Below are 19,682 nucleotides of genomic sequence, written 5' to 3'. Positions count from 1 at the left end.
ATTGTGAAGCTTACGCGTAACCGTAGGTCATCAGACGCTGGTAACGACGGTTAAGCAGGTCTTCTTTGCTCAGGACGTCCAGATCGGTCAGGTCGGCCAGCAGCTGTGCTTTCAGGGAAGCAGCCATCACTTCCGGCTTACGATGCGCGCCGCCCAGAGGCTCCGGGATAACGGTGTCGATCAGCTTCAGCTCTTTCAGACGCGGCGCAATGATGCCCATCGCTTCAGCAGCCAGCGGCGCTTTGTCGGCGCTTTTCCACAGAATGGACGCACAGCCTTCCGGGGAGATAACGGAATAGGTGCTGTACTGCAGCATATTCACTTTATCGCCCACGCCAATCGCCAGCGCGCCGCCGGAACCACCCTCACCGATAACGGTACAGATGACCGGAACCTTCAGGCGAGACATCTCGCGCAGGTTGCGTGCGATAGCTTCAGACTGGCCGCGCTCTTCCGCGCCTACGCCTGGGTATGCACCCGGCGTGTCGATGAAGGTGATGATTGGCATACTGAAACGCTCAGCCATCTCCATCAGACGCAGGGCCTTACGGTAGCCTTCTGGTGCTGGCATACCGAAGTTACGACGGATCTTCTCTTTGGTTTCACGGCCTTTCTGGTGACCAATGATCATCACCGGACGTCCATCCAGACGCGCGATACCGCCGACGATAGCTTTATCGTCAGCGTATGCGCGGTCGCCTGCCAGTTCGTCAAATTCGTCAAACGCCAGGCGGACATAATCCAGGGTGTACGGACGCTGTGGATGACGCGCCAGCTGCGCGATCTGCCATGCGCCGAGATCGGCAAAGATTTTGCGCGTCAGCTCTACGCTTTTTTCGCGCAGACGATGCACTTCTTCGTCGATGTTAATATCCAGTTTTTCATCCTGACGGCTTACCGCTGTCAGAGAATCGATTTTCGCTTCCAGCTCAGCAATCGGCTGTTCGAAATCAAGGAAATTCAGACTCATAGTATTCCTGTATTAGTCAAACTCCAGTTCCACCTGCTCCGAACCAATGAGGCCACGGAGATCGTTCAGTAAACGATCGCTCGGAGAGACACGCCACGTTGCACCAAAGCGCAACCGCGCACGTGCATCCGCCCTCTGATAGTAGAGATGTACTGGAATGGTCCCCGAGCGGTGGGGTTCCAGAGACTGACGGAGTCGGTTTAAAAGCTGGTCATCAATTTGCCTGTCCGTCAGCGAGATAGCAAGCCCGCGAGCATATTTTTCCCGGGCTTCGTCAATGTCCATCACTTCGCGGGCGGTCATTTTAAGCCCCCCGCTGAAGTCATCAAAGCTGACCTGTCCGCTGACGATAAGTATGCGGTCTTTTTCCAGCAATTGCTGGTATTTATCCAGCGCGTCGGTGAACAGCATCACCTCCAGACGCCCGGAACGGTCATCTAACGTACAGATGCCGATACGATTGCCGCGCTTGGTGACCATTACCCTTGCAGCAATCACGAGCCCCGCAGCCGTGGTGATTTTACCACGTTCTGTCGGATGCATGTCTTTAAGCCTGTGGCCGCCGACATAGCGCTCAATTTCTTTAAGATACTGGTTGATCGGGTGCCCCGTCAGGTACAGACCTAACGTTTCCCGCTCTCCATCCAGTACTACCTGTTCTGGCCACGGCTGGCAGTTGGAATAGGACTGCTCGATCTGCTCTGGCTCTTCCGCCAGCACGCCGAACATATCCGCCTGGCCAATGGCTTCCGCTTTTGCATGCTGATCGGCCGCCTTCAACGCATCGCCGAGCGAGTTCATCAGCGCGGCACGGTGTGGCCCCAGCCTGTCAAACGCGCCGGACATGATCAGTTTTTCCAGCACGCGGCGGTTCAGTTTTTTGGTATCGGTACGGGCGCACAGATCGAACAGCTCACGGAAGTAGCCACCGTTATTACGCGCTTCGATGATCGCCTCGATCGGCCCCTCACCCACGCCTTTGATCGCGCCGATCCCGTAGACGATCTCCCCGTCATCGTTAACGTGGAAATGGTACAGACCCGAGTTAATATCCGGCGGCAGGATCTTCAGCCCCATGCGCCAGCACTCGTCCACCAGGCCAACCACCTTCTCAGTGTTGTCCATATCGGCGGTCATTACCGCCGCCATAAACTCAGCGGGATAGTGGGCCTTGAGCCACAGCGTTTGATACGAAACCAAAGCATAGGCGGCGGAGTGAGATTTGTTAAATCCGTACCCGGCGAATTTCTCCACCAGGTCGAAGATTTTCATCGCCAGTTCGCCATCGACGCCGTTTTTCTTCGCCCCATCTTCAAAGATGGAGCGCTGCTTGGCCATCTCTTCCGGCTTTTTCTTACCCATCGCACGACGCAGCATGTCCGCGCCGCCAAGGGTATAGCCGGAAAGCACCTGGGCGATCTGCATGACCTGTTCCTGATACAGGATGATGCCGTAGGTCGGCTCCAGCACCGGTTTCAGGCTTTCATGCTGCCACTGCACGTCCGGGTAGGAAATCTCTTCGCGCCCGTGTTTACGGTCGATAAAGTTATCCACCATCCCTGACTGCAGCGGACCCGGACGGAACAGGGCCACCAGCGCGATCATATCTTCGAAGCAGTCGGGCTGCAGGCGCTTAATCAGATCTTTCATGCCGCGGGATTCAAGCTGGAAGACGGCTGTCGTCTCCGAGCGCTGCAGCATGTCGAAACTTTTCTTGTCATCCAGCGGGATGGCCGCGATATCCAGCGGCGGCTCGCCGTTCTTCTCGCGGCGGGCGTTGATCATCTCCAGCGCCCAGTTGATGATGGTCAGCGTACGCAGGCCGAGGAAGTCGAACTTCACCAGCCCGGCGTATTCCACGTCGTTTTTATCGAACTGGGTGACCGGGTGCTGGCCCGCTTCGTCGCAGTAGAGCGGCGCAAAGTCGGTGATTTTGGTCGGGGCGATAACCACGCCCCCCGCATGCTTACCGGCGTTACGCGTCACGCCTTCAAGCTTACGCGCCATGTCGATCAGCGCTTTTACCTCTTCATCAGCTTCGTAGATTTCCGGCAGCTGAGGTTCAGCTTCAAAGGCTTTTGCCAGCGTCATGCCCGGATCGGGCGGCACCAGCTTTGAAATACGATCGACAAAACCGTACGGGTGGCCCAGCACGCGGCCCACGTCGCGAATAACCGCTTTCGCCGCCATGGTACCGAAGGTAATGATCTGCGAAACCGCGTCACGGCCGTACATATCGGCCACGTGCTCAATCACCTGGTCGCGTTTTTCCATGCAGAAGTCGACGTCGAAGTCGGGCATGGAGACACGTTCCGGGTTAAGGAAACGTTCGAACAGCAGGTCAAACTCCAGCGGATCGAGGTCGGTGATTTTCAGCGCATACGCCACCAGTGAGCCCGCACCCGAGCCACGGCCCGGACCTACCGGCACGCCGTTATCCTTCGACCACTGGATAAACTCCATTACAATGAGGAAGTAGCCCGGGAAGCCCATCTGGTTAATCACCTGGAGTTCAATATCCAGGCGTTCGTCATACTCCGGACGACGTTTTTTACGCTCTTCTTCATCCGGGAACAGGAATTCGAGACGCTCTTCCAGACCTTCTTTCGATTTCATGACCAGGAAATCTTCCGTGGTCATGTCCCCGGTCGGGAACTGCGGCAGGAAGTATTCGCCGAGGCGCACGGTCACGTTACAGCGCTTGGCAATCTCTACGCTGTTTTCCAGCGCTTCCGGAATGTCGGAGAAGAGCTCGCACATCTCCTCTTCGCTGCGCATATACTGCTGCGATGAGTAGTTCCGCGGACGCTTTGGATCGTCGAGGGTGAAGCCATCGTGGATAGCGACGCGAATTTCATGCGCATCAAAATCGCCGGACTCCAGGAAACGCACGTCATTCGTTGCTACCACGGGCAAGCCGCGCTCTTCTGCCAGCGCGACAGCAGCGTGCAGATAGTTCTCTTCATCCTGGCGGCCGGTGCGAATCAGCTCCAGATAGTAACGATTCGGGAAGTACTCTTCATAGAACGAGACGCACTGATCCACCAGCGCGCTGTTACCGCGCAGCAGGGATTTACCGACATCGCCCATGCGGCCGCCGGAGATCAGCAGCAGCCCTTCGTTCAGCTCAGCCAGCCATTCCCTGTCAATCCACGGACCCAGCGCCCCATAACCGCGCTGATAGGCTTTTGAGATAAGCAGAGTGAGGTTTTGGTAACCCGTATTGTTCATAGCCAACACGGAGATTTGCGTCAGTTCATCGCCGATGAGATCGCTCTGCACATGGAAATCCGCACCGACGATAGGCTTCATCCCCGCGCCATGCGCCGTCCCGTAGAACTTAACCAGGCCGCACAGGTTGGTAAAATCGGTGATCGCCAGCGCAGGCATGCCAAGCGAGGCCGCCTTTTTTACCAGCGGCCCGGTCTTTGCCAGCCCATCGATCATGGAGTAGTCGCTATGCACCCGCAGGTGTACGAAACGTGGTTCAGCCATCTTCAGATCCCGCGTTACTTAATTGCTTGCGTCTTGATTCAGGACACCAGTCCCAGCGCGCGCTTCACCGGGCCAAAGCTGCGCCGATGATGTTCAGTTGCGCCATGTTCAGCCAGCTTTTCCAGATGGAAAGCCGTTGGATATCCCTTATGCTGGGCGAAACCATACGCGGGATAAGTGAGGTCCAGCGCGGCCATTTCGGCGTCGCGCGTCACTTTGGCAATAATAGACGCTGCACTGATCTCTGCGACGCGGCTGTCGCCTTTAACGACGGCCATCGAAGGCATCGGCAGCGCCGGGCAACGGTTACCGTCGATCAGCACATATTCAGGCACAACCTTCAGGCCAGCAACGGCTCGCTGCATTGCCAGCATCGTGGCGTGCAGAATATTCAGATCGTCGATTTCATTCGGCTCTGCGCGCCCGACGCTCCACGCCAGCGCCTTCTCTTTAATTTCATCGAACAGCGCCAGGCGGCGTTTCTCACTGAGTTTTTTTGAGTCGTTCAGACCCATAATCGGGCGCGTTGGATCGAGGATCACCGCCGCGGTCACCACGGCACCGACCAACGGGCCGCGCCCGACTTCATCCACTCCGGCAACGAGGTGCGTGTGGGGATAAGTAAATTCCATCATTTTGCTAACTCCAGCACTGCATCAGCCGCCTGCTCATCAGCATTACAGCGGATCTGCTGATGCAGTTCACGGAAAGTATCGTGCATCTGGTGGCTGGTCTTGCCGTTGGCCAGCAGCGGCAGCAGGGCATCCGCAAGCGCCTGCGGCTGGCACTCATCCTGCAACAGTTCTTTCACCAGCTCGCGCCCGGCAAGCAGGTTTGGCAGGGAGACATAATCCGTTTTCACCAGACGTTTTGCCAGCCAGAAGGTAAACGGCTTCATGCGATAACCGACCACCATCGGGCATTTCGCCAGCATACACTCCAGCGCTGCCGTGCCGGAAGCCAGCAGTGCGGCATCGCTTGCATACATGGCTTCCCGCCCTTTCCCGTCGAGAAGACGAACGTGAAGATCCGGGGCAACGTCGGCTTTGATACGCTCGAACTGCTCGCGGCGTTTAGCATTCACCAGCGGCACAACCACTTCAAGATCGGGCCAGGTCTGGCGAAGAATCTGCGCGGTCTTCAGGAAATCAGCGCTCAGCATCTCGACCTCTGCGCCACGGCTGCCCGGCAGCAACGCCAGACAGTGCACATCATGCGGGATACCCAGCACGTCTCGCGCCGCGTTTTTATCCGGATCCAGCGGCATCGCATCCGCCATGGTATGACCGATAAAACGGCACGGAACATTAAATCTGTCGTAAAACGCTTTTTCGAAAGGCAGGAAAGCCAGCACCAGATTGGTGGACCGTCCGATTTTGAAAACGCGTTTCTGTCGCCACGCCCAGACGGACGGACTGACATAGTGAATGGTTTTGATGCCCTGCTTTTTCAGATTACCTTCGAGGGTAATGTTGAAATCAGGTGCATCGATACCGACAAACACATCGGGCTTGAGTTCGGTAAAGCGGCGGGTGAGATCGGCACGAATATGCAGCAGGCGTCGCAGGCGCCCCAGCACCTCGACGATGCCCATCACGGCCAGCTCTTCCATTTCATACCAGGCTTCACAGCCTTCGGCCTGCATCAGCGGGCCAGCCACGCCAACAAAGCGAGCATTGGGTACGCGCGCCTTAAGCGCCCGGATGAGACCTGCACCAAGAATATCGCCGGAGGTTTCTCCGGCGACCAGGGCTATCGTAAGCGGACGACTGTCGACCATTAACGAATCAGACCCCTCGTGGAACGGTCAAAGAACTCCATGAACGCGTTCACTTCAGGATGCTTATTCGCCAGCTCGGCAATTTCCGGCTTCGCCTCTTCCAGCGTTTTACCGCTACGGTACAGCAGTTTGTACGCGTTGCGGATAGCAGTAATCGCTTCGCGGCTAAAGCCACGACGCTTGAGGCCTTCGATGTTCACGCCAAACGGCGTGGCATGGTTGCCCTGCGCAATCACATACGGCGGGACGTCCTGCGCCACACCGGAGCATCCGCCGACCATCACGTGTGCACCAATGATGCAGAACTGATGGACTGCGGTCATGCCGCCAATAATTGCGAAGTCATCAACCGATACGTGTCCTGCCAGCGTTGCGTTGTTGGCAAGAATACAGCGATCGCCCACGGCACAGTCGTGCGCAATGTGCGCATTCACCATGAACAGGTTGTCGCTGCCCACCTTCGTCAACCCACCACCCTGCACTGTTCCACGATGAATGGTGACGCTTTCGCGAATACGGTTACGATCGCCAATTTCCAGACGGGTCGACTCACCAGCATATTTCAGATCCTGGTTAACTTCGCCGATGGAAGCGAACTGATAGATCTCGTTATTGCAGCCAATGGTCGTGTGACCATTCACGACAACGTGAGATTTCAGTACTGTACCCTCACCAATTTCGACATGGGGTCCAACAATACAGAACGGGCCAATGTGGACGTTTGCGCCAATAATGGCACCGGTTTCCACAATAGCGGTAGGATGAATAAAGGCGGATTTATCAATCACGTATCAGGACTCCCGGCTACGAGCACACATCATCGTCGCTTCGCAAACAACTTTGCCGTCAACCAGCGCTACGCCTTTGAAGCGAGTCAGGCCACGACGCGTTTTTTCAAAAGTGACTTCCATGATCATCTGATCACCAGGCACGACAGGACGCTTGAAGCGTGCTTCATCAATACCTGCGAAGTAATACAGTTCACCCGGCTCCAGCTTACCGACGCTTTTAAACGCCAGAATACCGGTAGCCTGAGCCATCGCTTCCAGAATCAACACACCCGGGAAGATAGGCTTACCCGGGAAGTGTCCCTGGAAGAACGGCTCGTTCACGGAAACATTTTTCACTGCGCGCAGAAAACGACCTTCTTCAAAATCCAGCACACGGTCTACCAGCAAAAACGGGTAGCGGTGCGGCAGAAGTTCTAAAATCTCTTCAATATGCAGAGTATGAGTGTCAGTAGTCAAAATACTCTTCCTGTCAAAATGTACTGATAACAATAATAACACGGCCTGCCGGTTTATTAGAAAGCCGACAGGCCGGGAAAGATAGCGTTAAACGGGTGACGTTTAGTCTTGTTGATCGATCTTACGCTCAAGAGACTTGAGTCGCTTGCTCATATCATCAATGTTCATCACCAGAGCTGCTGTTTTACGCCATACCTTGTTGGGTTGCAGCGGAATACCAGAGGAATAGACGCCAGGTTCAGTGATAGGACGCATTACCATACCCATACCCGTCACCGTCACCTTGTCGCATATTTCCATATGGCCATTAATCACGCTCGCGCCGCCAATCATGCAGTAACGACCAATTTTCAGGCTGCCCGCCATGATGACGCCCCCCGCAACCGCGGTATTGTCGCCAATCACAACGTTATGCGCAATCTGGCACTGGTTATCGATGATAACACCATTGCCAATGATAGTGTCGTCGAGTGCACCACGATCGATCGTGGTACAGGCCCCGATCTCCACGCGATCGCCAATAATAACGCGACCAAGCTGCGGGATCTTAACCCAGTTACCGCGATCGTTCGCGTAACCAAAGCCATCAGAACCAATCACGGTACTGGACTGGACGAGGCAATTTTCGCCGATTTCAACTTCATGATAAACGGACACATTGGCCCATAAACGGGTGCCAGCGCCGATTTTCGTATTTTTCCCAACGAAGCATCCAGGGCCAATGACGACGTTATCGCCCAGCTCAACGCCAGATTCAATAACCGCATTCGCGCCAACGGCCACGTTGTTACCCAGCTTAGCCGTCGGATCAATCGCTGCACTGGCAGCAATGTTCTGCGCCGGCTGCGGCGTGGTATCAAGAATTTGAGCCATGCGTGCATACGTCAGGTAGGGATTTTTCACTACCAGCGCGCTTCCAGTGGCAAAAGGAAGATCGTCCTGCGTCAGAACAACAGCTGACGCCTGGCATTGAGCCAGTTGTTCACGGTACTTAGGGCTTACCATGAAGGTAATCGTGCCAGCTTTAGCAGATTGCATGGACGCAACAGCGGTGATGACGATATCGCCATCACCGTGTAATTCTGCATCCAACTGCTGAGCTAAATCAGCCAGTCGAATTGAAGGCATTACTTATTTAACCTGTTTCAGAACATCAGCGGTGATGTCTTTAACATCGCTACTGTTGAAAGCAACGGCGTTCGCATCAACAACCAGATCGATGCTCTGATCGGCAGCAACTGCTTTAACAGCAGTCTGAATGCGAGTCACCAGCTTGCCACGCTCTTCGTTAGAACGACGCTGACGATCCTGCTCGAAAGCCTGCGCTTTCTGGGAGAAGGTCTGGCGCTGAGCCATAACGTCTTTTTCCAGTTTGCTGCGATCGCTTGCTTTCATGGTAGAACCATCACGCTGCAGACGCTGCATTTTGGACTGAAGATCGCCTTCCATACGCTGCAGTTCGCTCGCACGGCCTTTGAATTCGTTTTCCAGAGTCGCAGAAACACCTGTTTTCTGAGCGACTTGCTGGAACAAATTACCCATGTTGACGATTGCGATTTTGTCTGCTGCCTGAGCAGAAGTTGCCATCGCTAAACCGAGACCTGCAGCTAATAACCACTTTTTCACAATTAACTCCTTACCATCCCATTGGCACCAGAAGGTACCGTTCTTTGCGTGGCAAGGCGACCGTTTTACCGATCGCCGGTTGTCAGCGCTACACTGCCAACGCATTCCATTGCAGCGGATTATTACCAGGTTTTACCAATGTTAAACTGGAATTGCTCCGCTTTGTCTCCATCGTATTTCTTAAACGGCTGGGCGTAGGAGAAGACCAACGGCCCCAGCGGTGACATCCATTGTAATGCGATACCGGCAGACATGCGAATATTGCCCGGATCGCTATAGTCTGGAACGCCAGCCGCGCGCATCTGGGCAGTATTCTCCCAGTTGGTATCCCACACCGTACCCGCATCCCAGAAGAAGGACGTACGTACGGAGTTCGCGTATTTATCACTGATAAATGGCGTTGGGGTGATGAACTCCAGGCTGGCCACGGCCATGGCGTTACCGCCTACCGCATCATCAGAGCTACATACTTGTTTTGGATCACGGCTTGCGCAGTTATCTTCATCATTACCGCCGTAATAAACCGCTTTCGGACCAATGTTGTTAGACTGGAAGCCACGCACGGTGCTTGAACCACCCGCGTAGAAGTTCTCATAGAACGGCAACTCTTTACTGCCGATACCGTCACCATAGCCCCAACGGGTACGACCCAGCACCACCCACTTGTGATCGTCATCAATCGGGAAGTAGGACGCGGTATCCAGCGTCACCTTGTAGAACTCGTTATCGGAACCAGGAATGGTCACCTTACCGTTCAGGTTGACGCGAGAGCCTTCCGTTGGGAAGAAACCGCGGTCAAGACGGTTGTAGGTCCAGCCATAGTTGAAGGTGAAGTCATCTGCAGCAAAACCGTTGTCATCGCTGGAGGTACTCGCCGACTGGCCGATGGAATCCAGATAACGCCACATCGCCACCTGCGGCTGCATGTTGGACAGGTCGTTATGCACGTAACCTAAGCCCGCTCGCAGGGTGTTGTATTCGTTAACCGGGAAGCCAAGCGTTCCGTCCACACCGTAACTTTTGTTGGTGTAGGAAGACAGATCTGCATCATCCGCTTTAAAGTCGTTATAGAAGATACGACCGCCCAGGCTCACACCGTCAACGGTGAAGTATGGGTTGGTAACGGAGAACTCAGAGTAGGTCTGGTAGTCGTTTTTGGTACCGTTAATACCAACAGAGTAACCCGTACCCAGCCAGTTATCCTGCTGGACGCCTACCTGGAAACTCACGCCGCTTTCCGTGCCGTAGCCCACGCCGAAGTTAAAGCTACCAGTGTTACGCTCTTTCACTTTATAAACGACATCAACCTGATCCGGGCTGCCCGGTACACGCTGAGTTTCAGTATCTACGGTTTCAAAATAGCCCAGACGGTTCAGACGCTCTTTACCCTGGTCGACCAGGTCGCTGCCCAGCCACGCCCCTTCCATCTGACGCATTTCACGACGCAGAACGGAGTCTTTAGAGGTGTCATTACCGACGAAGCGGATCTTACGCACGTAGAAACGGTTACCCGCATCAACGTTAACGTGCAGCTTAACGGTTTTATCCGCATCGTTGATTTCCGGCTGAGTTTGTACGCGCGGATAGGCATAACCATAGCGGCCGAGCAGCTTCTTAATGCTGTCTTCCATTTTGGTGACTTTGGATCCGCTGTACAGATCGCCCGGCTGAATTTTGGTCAGCGATTCGATCTCAGCAGAATGCCCCGCCAGGTTACCACTCACTTCAACACCAGAAAGCTTGTACTGATCGCCTTCAGTGATGTTAACCGTAATGTAGATACCTTTCTTGTCCGGAGTCAGACTGACCTGAGTCGAGTCGATGTTGAAACGGGCATAACCGCGATCCAGATAGTAGCTGCGCAGGGTTTCAAGGTCGCCCGCCAGCTTCTGTTTCTGGTATTTACGATCGCCAACCACGTTCCACCACGGCACTTCATCGCGCAGCTGGAAGGTCGAGATCAGTTCGTCGGTGCTGAACGCGTGGTTACCCACGATGTTGATCTGCTGGATCTTCGCAGAAACACCTTCCTGGAAGACCAGCTTCAGGTCAACACGGTTACGCGGGAGCGGAGTGACAACCGCTTTCACGCTGGCGCTGTATTTACCGACGCTGTAGTAGAAGTCTTCCAGACCTTTTTCAATGTCTGAAAGGGTTGTGCGGTCCAGAGATTCACCCACACGAACACCCGATGCTTCAAGGTTTTGCTTGAGCATGTCATCTTTCACCGACTTGTTGCCGGAGAAAGTGATACTGGCGATCGTTGGACGTTCTTTTACCTGTACCAGCAGCGTATCACCATCGCGCAGGACGCGGACGTCCTCGAAGTTGCCGGTGGCAAACAGAGCACGGATGGTGTTACTGATATCTTCATCATTAACCGTATCGCCGGGGCGCACAGGCATACTGAGGAGGGCCGCACCAACGGCGACACGCTGAAGGCCTTCGAAATGAATATCTTTCACTACGAACCCGTCAGCACCGTATACGGTGGCGCTGCTAAACAGCAGCGACGCTATGAGCAACTTTTTCATCGCCATCGTTATTATGCGTTCTTCCTAACTAACTCTCTTACAACCGAGAGAAATCATTGAAAAGTGCAAGCCCCATTAACAGCACCAGCAAAATCGAGCCAATGCGATAACTAAAGTCTTGAACTCGCTCGGATACCGGCCCGCCTTTTAGCTTTTCAATCGCTAAAAACAGCAGATGACCCCCGTCTAAAACGGGAAGCGGGAACAGGTTGATAATCCCAAGGTTCACGCTAATAAGCGCGAGGAACATGAGATAGTAAATCACCCCGAACTCCGCTGACATCCCAGCCCCCTGAGCAATCGAGATTGGCCCACTGAGGTTGTTCAGTTTCACATCACCGGTTATCAATTTCCCCAACATGTTGACCGTCAGCTTCATCAGTTGCCATGTTTTATCCGTGGCTTCAAGAATGGCGCTGAACGGCCCATACTGGCGTATTGTCTTGTACTCATCTGGCAGCGGGATCACTTTTGGCACAACGCCTGCAAACCCTTCTGCCTTTTTGCCGACCGACTTCGTATCCGGGATCAGCGTCAGCGAAAGCGGACTGCCTTGCCTTTCAACTTCCAGCGCGAGGGACGTCCCCGGATTATCGCGCACCAGAGTAACAAAGGTCATCCACTCTGTTAATGGTTGACCATCGACTTTAACGATCCTGTCGCCAGCTTGCAAACCCGCTTTGCTCGCCGCCGAATTTGCCTGTACTTCGGCTAATACCGGCTCAATCTGCGCGCCGCGGGGACGAATGCCCAGCGCAGCGACGGGATCCTCTTTGTCTGGCTCGAAACGCCAGTGGCGTAAATCCAGTACTTTGTCCTGACGCGCGTCTGACCCAAACGGCGATACGCTGATGGTTGTCTGCGGATCGCCAATTTTGGCTACCAGCTGCAGTCGCACGGCATCCCAATCAGGGGTTTCGATGCCATCAATCGCTTTAAGTTCCATCCCGGAGGTAATTTGCGCACTCGCCGCGATGGAGTCAGGGGCAATATCCCCCACTACCGGACGCACGCCTGGGACGCCGATGATAAACACCAGCCAGTAAGCGAAAATCGCAAAGATGAAGTTGGCTACCGGTCCGGCAGCGATGATAGCGGCGCGTTGTCCAACGGTTTTGTTGTTAAACGCACTGTGTCGCAGTTCGGGAGCGACAGGCTCAACACGTTCGTCGAGCATTTTGACGTAGCCGCCAAGCGGGATAAGGGCGATGACAAATTCCGTGCCGTGACGATCGGTGCGCGTCCAGAGTGATTTGCCAAAACCAATGGAGAATCGCTCTACCCGCACACCACAACGGCGAGCAACCCAGAAATGGCCAAATTCATGCACGGTAATCAGTACACCCAGTGCAACAATGAACGCCGCCAGATTCCAGAGAATGCTCAGCATAAAACCTTCCGTTAAATCGTCCCGAATACCAGTAAAAGCAGGCAAGCAAATACTGGAACAGCCGCTGTCAGGCTGTCAATGCGATCCAGTATACCGCCATGCCCTGGAATAAGATGTCCGCTGTCCTTAATCCCTGCTTCACGCTTAAACATACTTTCGGTTAAATCACCGAGCACTGAGGCAAGTGCAGCAAAAATCGAGCACACCAGCAGTATTGACGGTGCCACGGCCAGATCTGCCCAGACGCCATAGCCCCAGGAGATGATCGCTGCCGTAAACAAGCCGCCGATGAAGCCTTGCCAGGTTTTTCCCGGCGAAACTTTTGGTGCCAGCTTATGTTTGCCAAATAGTTTACCAAACATATAAGCCCCGGAGTCAGCCCCCCAGACGAGAATCATCACATAAAGCAGCCAGATCGCACCGCTGTAGTGATTTTCGTCATAGTGCCAGGCGCGCAGCGCGACCATGCCCCAGAAAAACGGAACAATGGTGAGCAAACCAAAAATCAGTCGCAGCACCTTTGAATGACGCCAGATTGCGGCCGAACCTGGATAAAAAAGCACCAGTAACAGCGCAACAACCCACCAGGCCAACGACATCCACAAGGAGCCGGCAACCAGCGGTTGATGAATATCATGGTGATATTCAGGCAACGTAAACAGCATTATGGCCAGGATAAAGCCACAGAGTACCGCAAGCCATACTCGCTGGCTGCGCGAGGTAAAGCCGCTAAACTGTCCCCATTCCCACGCGGCAAGCATGCACACTACCAGCGTGACAATGGCGAATCCCACCGGGGGCAGCAAAAACAGCGCCGCAATGACAATGGGTATTAAAACAAAAGCGGAAATCAGGCGATACTTCAGCAAAAGCTACCCCCATCAGGCTTTGTCGCCACCTGGCTCGGTGCCGCCGAAACGACGCTCTCGATTGGCAAAGGCATGCAGCGCACCTTCAAAGTCTTGTTCATCAAAATCGGGCCAGAGAACATCTGTAAAGTAAAGTTCAGCATAGGCAATTTGCCATATCAGAAAGTTACTTATGCGATGTTCCCCCCCTGTCCTAATTACCAAATCCACAGGTGCCAGTTCATTCATGCAGATTTGCTTGCTCAGCGCCTCTTCATCAATCTGGTCGGGTCTCAACAGCCCTTCCTGAACCTGTTCGGCCAGATGCCGAACGCCCTGGATAATATCCCAGCGTCCACCGTAATTCGCCGCAACGTTGAGCGTCAGACCGGTATTATTTTCCGTCAGCGCTTCTGCTTTACGAATCCGCTCCTGCAAACGTGAGTTAAAACGACTGGTATCGCCAATGATGCGCAGGCGAACGTTGTGGCGGTGCAGGCTTTTTACTTCGCTGTCTAGCGCCCACACGAACAATTCCATCAACGCAGTCACTTCCTGCGGAGGTCGATTCCAGTTTTCACTGCTAAAAGCATAGAGCGTTAACGCATCAATGCCGTTATTGGCGGCAAAAGAGACGGCGCGGCGAACAGATTTCGCTCCCGCTTTATGCCCAAAGGCTCGTATTTTCCCTTGTCTTTTCGCCCAGCGCCCGTTGCCATCCATAATGATTGCTACATGACGGCAGCCATGAGCTGGCAAGTTTTCGCTTATTGGTTGATTCGCAGACAACATAACGCGTTTTTTGTCCCTGAAAGGATTTAACGGTACTCAGGAATACTTAAGCCTGTACATAAAAAAGCCGTGTCAAACCACGGCTTACCTGACCACATAAAGTCAAATTCCTGCGATCAGGTGGCGCAGACTATATCACTGAAGCACAACGCTAACAAATAGCACGACCACTAGTGCTTGCTTTATCACCAGCTTGCGAGACGTGTCACCTGTTTACGCGCAATATCACGAGCAGCTGTATCCACCGCCAGTACCTCTTCCACGCTTTGTGGCTCGCGCAAATCCATCATTTCCAGTACCGATAAATTTAAGGACGCGATATCGGTAAAACGGATCTGCTGATTCAGAAATGCGTCAACGGTAATTTCATTGGCTGCATTCAGTGCCGTCGTCGCCGCCTGCCCCTGGTCAAAGGCGTTCATTGCAAGCTTCAGACAAGGATAACGATCGTAGTCTGGTTCACTGAACGTCAGAGAACTGAGCTTACAGAAATCAAGCGGCTTCACGCCGGATTTCACCCGGTTCGGCCATGCCATTGAATGGGCAATAGGCGTACGCATATCCGGCTCGCCGAGCTGTGCCAGCACGCTGCCATCCTGATAGCGCACCATCGAGTGAATCACCGACTGCGGGTGGATCAGTACTTCCATCTGTTTCGCCGACGCATTAAACAGCCAGCGCGCTTCAATGTATTCCAGACCTTTGTTCATCATGGTGGCAGAATCCACGGAGATTTTACGCCCCATTGACCAGTTCGGATGACGGCACGCCTGATCCGGCGTCATTGCGCGCAGTTCAGACAGTGGCGTTTCACGGAACGGGCCACCAGACCCGGTAAGCAGAATCGACACAACGCCATTCTGCTCCAGGTCAGCGTACCCCAGGTTCTGTTGAAAAGGTTGCGGTAAACTCTGAAAAATGGCGTTGTGCTCGCTGTCAACCGGCAAAAGGCGCGCCCCGCGCTGTTTTACCGCGTCCATAAACAGGCGGCCGCAGGTAACAAGCGACTCTTTATTGGCGAGCAAAACGTCTTTACCGGCATCGATCGCAGCAAGTGTCGGCAGCAGCCCGGCTGCGCCGACAATGGCCGCCATAACCTGGTCAACCTCATCCAGCGCCGCCATCTCGCAGGCCGCCTGCTGGCCACTCAGCACCTCGGTTCGGCTGCCCTTCTCACGCAGTTGGGCTTTTAGCAGGCGCGCGCTCTCTTCGTCATCCATCACCGCATAGCGGGGCATAAACTCCAGGCACTGCTCGACCATACGCTGCACATTCTTACCGGCCACCAGCGCTGTCACGGTGTAAAGTTCAGGATTATGGCGGACGACGTCGAGAGTACTGCAACCGATGGAGCCGGTTGAGCCAAGGAGTGTTAAATGCTTCATGAGATGCCCGAAAAAAGTTAGACCAGATAAAAGCAAAACGCCGCCAGCAAGACCCGAAGTCCCTCTGAACGGCGTTTATCAGTGTACGACAGAAATCAGAACTGCATCAGTTCCGCTTCTTTTTCTGCCAGCGCCGCATCAATTTTCTTGATGGCAGCGTCGGTCATTTTCTGAATGTCGTCCTGAGAACGACGATCGTCATCTTCGCTGATCTCTTTTTCTTTCAGCAGTGCTTTCACTTTATCGTTCGCATCGCGACGCACGTTACGCACGGAAACACGACCCTGCTCAGCTTCACCGCGAACCACTTTGATGAGATCTTTACGACGCTCTTCAGTCAGCGGAGGCAGCGGAACGCGGATGTCAGCACCCGCTGAGCTTGGGTTCAGACCCAGGTCAGACGCCATGATCGCTTTCTCAACGGCCGGGCTCATAGAGCGATCGAAGACGTTGATTTTCAGCGTACGGGTATCTTCAACCGTCACGCTCGCCAGCTGGCGCAGAGGCGTTGGCGTACCGTAGTATTCTACGATGATGCCATCCAGCAGGCTTGGGGAAGCACGGCCAGTACGGATTTTGCTGATTTGGTTTTTGAACGCTTCTACGCATTTGTCCATGCGTACTTCAGCATCTTTTCTGATGTCGTTAATCACGTTACGAATCCTTGAAAACTTGTCTCAGGCAGACTATCCGCCAGCACAGCGCTACAGGTGTGCTAAGTATAGTCGCGTTTAATTCATGACAACGCCAAAGGCGCGTCCAGGTAAGATACCACTACAAAGTAAAGCGGAATCTTACCTGTATTTATCGTCGACGGAAATTATTCCGTGATCAAAGTGCCTTCTTTTTCGCCCATGACCACGCGACGCAGTGCGCCAGGCTTGTTCATGTTGAAGACACGGATCGGCAGTTTGTGGTCGCGAGCCAGCGTGAAGGCGGCAAGATCCATCACTTTCAGCTCTTTATCCAGCACTTCGCTGTAGCTCAGCTGATCGTACATGGTCGCAGAAGGATCTTTTGCCGGGTCGGCAGTAAACACGCCGTCTACTTTGGTCGCTTTCAGCACCACGTCGGCTTCAATTTCGATACCGCGCAGGCAGGCAGCGGAATCGGTGGTAAAGAACGGGTTACCCGTACCGGCGGAGAGGATCACCACGCGGTTGTTGCGCAGCAGGCTGATGGCCTCTGCCCAGCTGTAATTATCGCATACGCCATTCAGGGGAATCGCGGACATCAGGCGGGCATTCACGTAGGCGCGATGGAGCGCATCACGCATTGCCAGGCCATTCATCACGGTTGCCAGCATACCCATGTGGTCGCCCACAACGCGGTTCATCCCCGCTTTCGCCAGACCAGCACCACGGAAAAGGTTGCCACCGCCAATGACCACGCCAACCTGGATACCCAGTTCGACCAGTTCTTTGATTTCCTGTGCCATGCGATCAAGGATGCTTGCGTCAATACCGAAGCCTTCCGATCCCTGCAGCGCTTCGCCACTCAGCTTAAGCAGAATGCGTTTGTACACGGGTTTTGCATTGGTAGCCATGTTTCTTTCCTGAGACTGTCAACGATTAAGATGGGAGTTAATTCTGGCGACATAATATGCCGCAAATCAGCACGGCGATACTGGAGCCTGTCTGATTTCCTGTGACGGGTGACAAAAAGAAGCCGCCCTCAGGCGGCTCCTTTTCAATCATTAAGACTGCTTGGACATTGCAGCAACTTCTGCTGCGAAGTCAGTCTCAACTTTCTCGATGCCTTCGCCCACTTCGAAGCGGATGAAGCCAGTTACGTCAGCGTTGTGCTCTTTCAGCAGCTGAGCAACAGACTTGCTTGGATCCATAACGAAAGGCTGGCCAGTCAGAGAAACTTCGCCGGTGAATTTCTTCATGCGGCCTTCAACCATTTTCTCTGCGATTTCTTTTGGCTTACCAGACTGCATCGCGATGTCCAGCTGAACCTGGTACTCTTTTTCTACCACTTCAGCAGACACGTCTTCTGGCTTAACGAATTCTGGTTTGCTTGCAGCGATGTGCATTGCCAGCTGTTTAACCAGCTCTTCGTCAGCGCCTTTAGCCGCAACCAGAACACCGATACGTGCGCCGTGCTGGTAAGAACCCAGTACTTCGCCTTCCAGGGAAGATACGCGACGGATGTTGATGTTCTCACCGATTTTAGCAACCAGCGCAACACGTTCTTCTTCGAACTGTGCTTTCAGAACTTCAACGTCAGTGATTTTGCCAGCAACAGCTGCGTCCAGAACTTTGTTCGCAAATGCCTGGAAACCGCCATCTTTAGCAACGAAGTCAGTCTGGCAGTTAACTTCCAGAATGATGCCGTAGGTGCCGTCGATTTTAGTGATGATCACGCCGTCAGCAGCAACGTTGCCTGCTTTCTTAGCTGCTTTGATCGCACCGGATTTACGCATGTTTTCGATTGCCAGCTCGATGTCGCCGTTCGCTTCAGTCAGCGCTTTTTTGCAATCCATCATGCCTGCGCCAGTACGCTCGCGCAGCTCTTTTACCAGGGATGCGGTAATTTCAGCCATTCTTAAATCCTCGGGAGATGTGAACTGCCCGGCCGGAGGCCAAACAGTGTAAATTGAAAAAAGGGGCCGATAATGGGCCCCTATTCATACACGGTACTAATAAGGGGTAAAACCTTATTATTCAGCTTCTACGAAGCTTTCTTCCGCCTGAGAAGCCAGATCCTGGGAACGGCCTTCACGAACGGTAGCAGCTACAGCGCTCAGGTACAGGCTAACAGCACGGATTGCGTCGTCGTTACCCGGGATAACGAAGTCAACACCGTCCGGATCGGAGTTAGTATCAACGATAGCGAATACCGGGATACCCAGGTTGTTAGCTTCTTTGATAGCGATGTGCTCGTGGTCTGCATCGATTACGAACAGCGCGTCTGGCAGGCCGCCCATATCTTTGATACCGCCCAGGCTGTTTTCCAGCTTGTCCAGTTCACGAGTGCGCATCAGCGCTTCTTTCTTAGTCAGCTTGTCGAAAGTACCGTCCTGAGACTGGGTTTCCAGATCTTTCAGGCGCTTGATGGACTGACGAACAGTTTTCCAGTTGGTCAGCATGCCGCCCAACCAGCGATGGTTCACGAAGAACTGGTCGCAGCTGTTAGCAGCATCTTTCACAGCTTCGCTTGCAGCGCGCTTAGTACCAACGAACAGAATCTTACCTTTACGGGAAGAGATCTTGTTCAGCTCAGCCAGGGCTTCGTTGAACATTGGTACAGTTTTCTCAAGGTTGATGATGTGAACTTTGTTACGCGCGCCGAAGATGAAAGGCTTCATTTTCGGGTTCCAGTAACGGGTCTGGTGACCAAAGTGAACACCAGCCTTGAGCATGTCGCGCATGGAAACAGTTGCCATGTTTTAAAACCTCTATATTGAAAGTTGGGGTTATGCCTCCACGTATCCCATATTACCGACCCCGAAGGGCACCCCGGAATATGTGCCGATACGTGTGTGTTGTTACACAAAGTGAGATTTGTCGCTTCCGTCCAGCCTGTGTATCTGAGATGGATCGGAAGTCCGGCGCGCTTTATACCACAAAACACGACCAGAAACCAACAGTTGTTGGCGGAGTGTGCTGT

17 protein-coding genes are annotated in these 19,682 nt (G+C 53.7%); all 17 read right to left on the bottom strand.

The features are described from left to right. Positions 1-10: 10 nt before the first annotated feature. Positions 11-970: an acetyl-CoA carboxylase carboxyl transferase subunit alpha gene (gene accA, locus IB212_RS04195; protein ID WP_041911186.1), complete on the bottom strand. Its 960-nt coding sequence runs from the start codon at positions 968-970 to the stop codon at positions 11-13. A 12-nt stretch (positions 971-982) separates the two neighbouring features. Further along, positions 983-4,465, bottom strand: a complete 3,483-nt coding sequence (gene dnaE / locus IB212_RS04190; protein ID WP_041911187.1) for a DNA polymerase III subunit alpha — start codon at positions 4,463-4,465, stop codon at positions 983-985. 38 nt (positions 4,466-4,503) lie between these two features. Next, positions 4,504-5,100, bottom strand: a complete 597-nt coding sequence (gene rnhB, locus IB212_RS04185; RefSeq protein WP_028015588.1) for a ribonuclease HII — start codon at positions 5,098-5,100, stop codon at positions 4,504-4,506. Beyond that, the gene (gene lpxB, locus IB212_RS04180; RefSeq protein ID WP_041911188.1) at positions 5,097-6,245 is read right to left on the bottom strand and encodes a lipid-A-disaccharide synthase; all 1,149 of its coding nucleotides are present in this window, start codon (positions 6,243-6,245) and stop codon (positions 5,097-5,099) included. The genes rnhB and lpxB overlap by 4 nt, the downstream gene beginning before the upstream one ends. Beyond that, on the bottom strand, positions 6,245-7,033 hold the full coding sequence (lpxA, locus tag IB212_RS04175) for an acyl-ACP--UDP-N-acetylglucosamine O-acyltransferase (RefSeq protein WP_041911189.1): 789 nt from the start codon (positions 7,031-7,033) through the stop codon (positions 6,245-6,247). Before lpxA ends, lpxB begins: the two co-directional genes overlap by 1 nt. Before the next feature lie 3 nt (positions 7,034-7,036). Beyond that, positions 7,037-7,492: a 3-hydroxyacyl-ACP dehydratase FabZ gene (fabZ, locus tag IB212_RS04170; protein WP_010426706.1), complete on the bottom strand. Its 456-nt coding sequence runs from the start codon at positions 7,490-7,492 to the stop codon at positions 7,037-7,039. 102 nt (positions 7,493-7,594) lie between these two features. Beyond that, complete coding sequence (gene lpxD / locus IB212_RS04165; RefSeq protein WP_041911190.1) at positions 7,595-8,620, bottom strand: UDP-3-O-(3-hydroxymyristoyl)glucosamine N-acyltransferase; 1,026 nt, start codon at positions 8,618-8,620, stop codon at positions 7,595-7,597. Positions 8,621-8,623: 3 nt separating this feature from the next. After that, the gene (skp, locus tag IB212_RS04160; protein WP_014882635.1) at positions 8,624-9,118 is read right to left on the bottom strand and encodes a molecular chaperone Skp; all 495 of its coding nucleotides are present in this window, start codon (positions 9,116-9,118) and stop codon (positions 8,624-8,626) included. A 122-nt stretch (positions 9,119-9,240) separates the two neighbouring features. After that, entirely contained in the window at positions 9,241-11,658 is a 2,418-nt protein-coding gene (gene bamA / locus IB212_RS04155) for an outer membrane protein assembly factor BamA (protein WP_028015584.1), read from the bottom strand. Positions 11,659-11,689: 31 nt separating this feature from the next. After that, positions 11,690-13,042 carry a sigma E protease regulator RseP gene (gene rseP / locus IB212_RS04150; protein ID WP_041911192.1) on the bottom strand — a complete coding sequence of 451 codons (1,353 nt, stop codon included), beginning with the start codon at positions 13,040-13,042 and terminating at the stop codon, positions 11,690-11,692. Between the two features lie 11 nt (positions 13,043-13,053). Beyond that, complete coding sequence (cdsA, locus tag IB212_RS04145) at positions 13,054-13,911, bottom strand: phosphatidate cytidylyltransferase (protein ID WP_041911193.1); 858 nt, start codon at positions 13,909-13,911, stop codon at positions 13,054-13,056. A gap of 12 nt (positions 13,912-13,923) precedes the next feature. Next, a complete protein-coding gene (gene ispU, locus IB212_RS04140; RefSeq protein ID WP_028015581.1) occupies positions 13,924-14,682 on the bottom strand; it encodes a (2E,6E)-farnesyl-diphosphate-specific ditrans,polycis-undecaprenyl-diphosphate synthase in 759 nt (252 codons plus the stop codon). Between the two features lie 185 nt (positions 14,683-14,867). Next, the gene (gene ispC, locus IB212_RS04135) at positions 14,868-16,067 is read right to left on the bottom strand and encodes a 1-deoxy-D-xylulose-5-phosphate reductoisomerase (protein ID WP_041911195.1); all 1,200 of its coding nucleotides are present in this window, start codon (positions 16,065-16,067) and stop codon (positions 14,868-14,870) included. Between the two features lie 95 nt (positions 16,068-16,162). After that, on the bottom strand, positions 16,163-16,720 hold the full coding sequence (frr, locus tag IB212_RS04130) for a ribosome recycling factor (protein ID WP_003856180.1): 558 nt from the start codon (positions 16,718-16,720) through the stop codon (positions 16,163-16,165). 167 nt (positions 16,721-16,887) lie between these two features. After that, entirely contained in the window at positions 16,888-17,613 is a 726-nt protein-coding gene (gene pyrH, locus IB212_RS04125; RefSeq protein WP_008501910.1) for a UMP kinase, read from the bottom strand. 150 nt (positions 17,614-17,763) lie between these two features. Beyond that, positions 17,764-18,615: a translation elongation factor Ts gene (tsf, locus tag IB212_RS04120; RefSeq protein ID WP_028015579.1), complete on the bottom strand. Its 852-nt coding sequence runs from the start codon at positions 18,613-18,615 to the stop codon at positions 17,764-17,766. A 117-nt stretch (positions 18,616-18,732) separates the two neighbouring features. Beyond that, on the bottom strand, positions 18,733-19,458 hold the full coding sequence (gene rpsB / locus IB212_RS04115; RefSeq protein WP_003856207.1) for a 30S ribosomal protein S2: 726 nt from the start codon (positions 19,456-19,458) through the stop codon (positions 18,733-18,735). Between the last annotated feature and the right edge of the window lie 224 nt (positions 19,459-19,682).

Origin of the sequence: Enterobacter sp. E12 (genome assembly GCF_014596715.2) — a bacterium.
Lineage (GTDB): Bacteria > Pseudomonadota > Gammaproteobacteria > Enterobacterales > Enterobacteriaceae > Enterobacter > Enterobacter bugandensis.
Note: the sequence above shows the minus strand (reverse complement) of the source record. Positions and strands in the feature narration are given on the sequence as shown.

Excerpts from the sequence above, each read along its gene's own strand:
- rnhB (WP_028015588.1), bottom strand. The coding sequence starts at position 5,100 with ATGATGGAATTTACTTATCCCCACACGCACCTCGTTGCCGGAGTGGAT.
- bamA (WP_028015584.1), bottom strand. The coding sequence starts at position 11,658 with ATGGCGATGAAAAAGTTGCTCATAGCGTCGCTGCTGTTTAGCAGCGCC.
- accA (WP_041911186.1), bottom strand. The coding sequence starts at position 970 with ATGAGTCTGAATTTCCTTGATTTCGAACAGCCGATTGCTGAGCTGGAA.
- ispC (WP_041911195.1), bottom strand. The coding sequence starts at position 16,067 with ATGAAGCATTTAACACTCCTTGGCTCAACCGGCTCCATCGGTTGCAGT.
- tsf (WP_028015579.1), bottom strand. The coding sequence starts at position 18,615 with ATGGCTGAAATTACCGCATCCCTGGTAAAAGAGCTGCGCGAGCGTACT.
- lpxD (WP_041911190.1), bottom strand. The coding sequence starts at position 8,620 with ATGCCTTCAATTCGACTGGCTGATTTAGCTCAGCAGTTGGATGCAGAA.
- dnaE (WP_041911187.1), bottom strand. The coding sequence starts at position 4,465 with ATGGCTGAACCACGTTTCGTACACCTGCGGGTGCATAGCGACTACTCC.
- rpsB (WP_003856207.1), bottom strand. The coding sequence starts at position 19,458 with ATGGCAACTGTTTCCATGCGCGACATGCTCAAGGCTGGTGTTCACTTT.
- pyrH (WP_008501910.1), bottom strand. The coding sequence starts at position 17,613 with ATGGCTACCAATGCAAAACCCGTGTACAAACGCATTCTGCTTAAGCTG.
- lpxB (WP_041911188.1), bottom strand. The coding sequence starts at position 6,245 with ATGGTCGACAGTCGTCCGCTTACGATAGCCCTGGTCGCCGGAGAAACC.
- ispU (WP_028015581.1), bottom strand. The coding sequence starts at position 14,682 with ATGTTGTCTGCGAATCAACCAATAAGCGAAAACTTGCCAGCTCATGGC.
- rseP (WP_041911192.1), bottom strand. The coding sequence starts at position 13,042 with ATGCTGAGCATTCTCTGGAATCTGGCGGCGTTCATTGTTGCACTGGGT.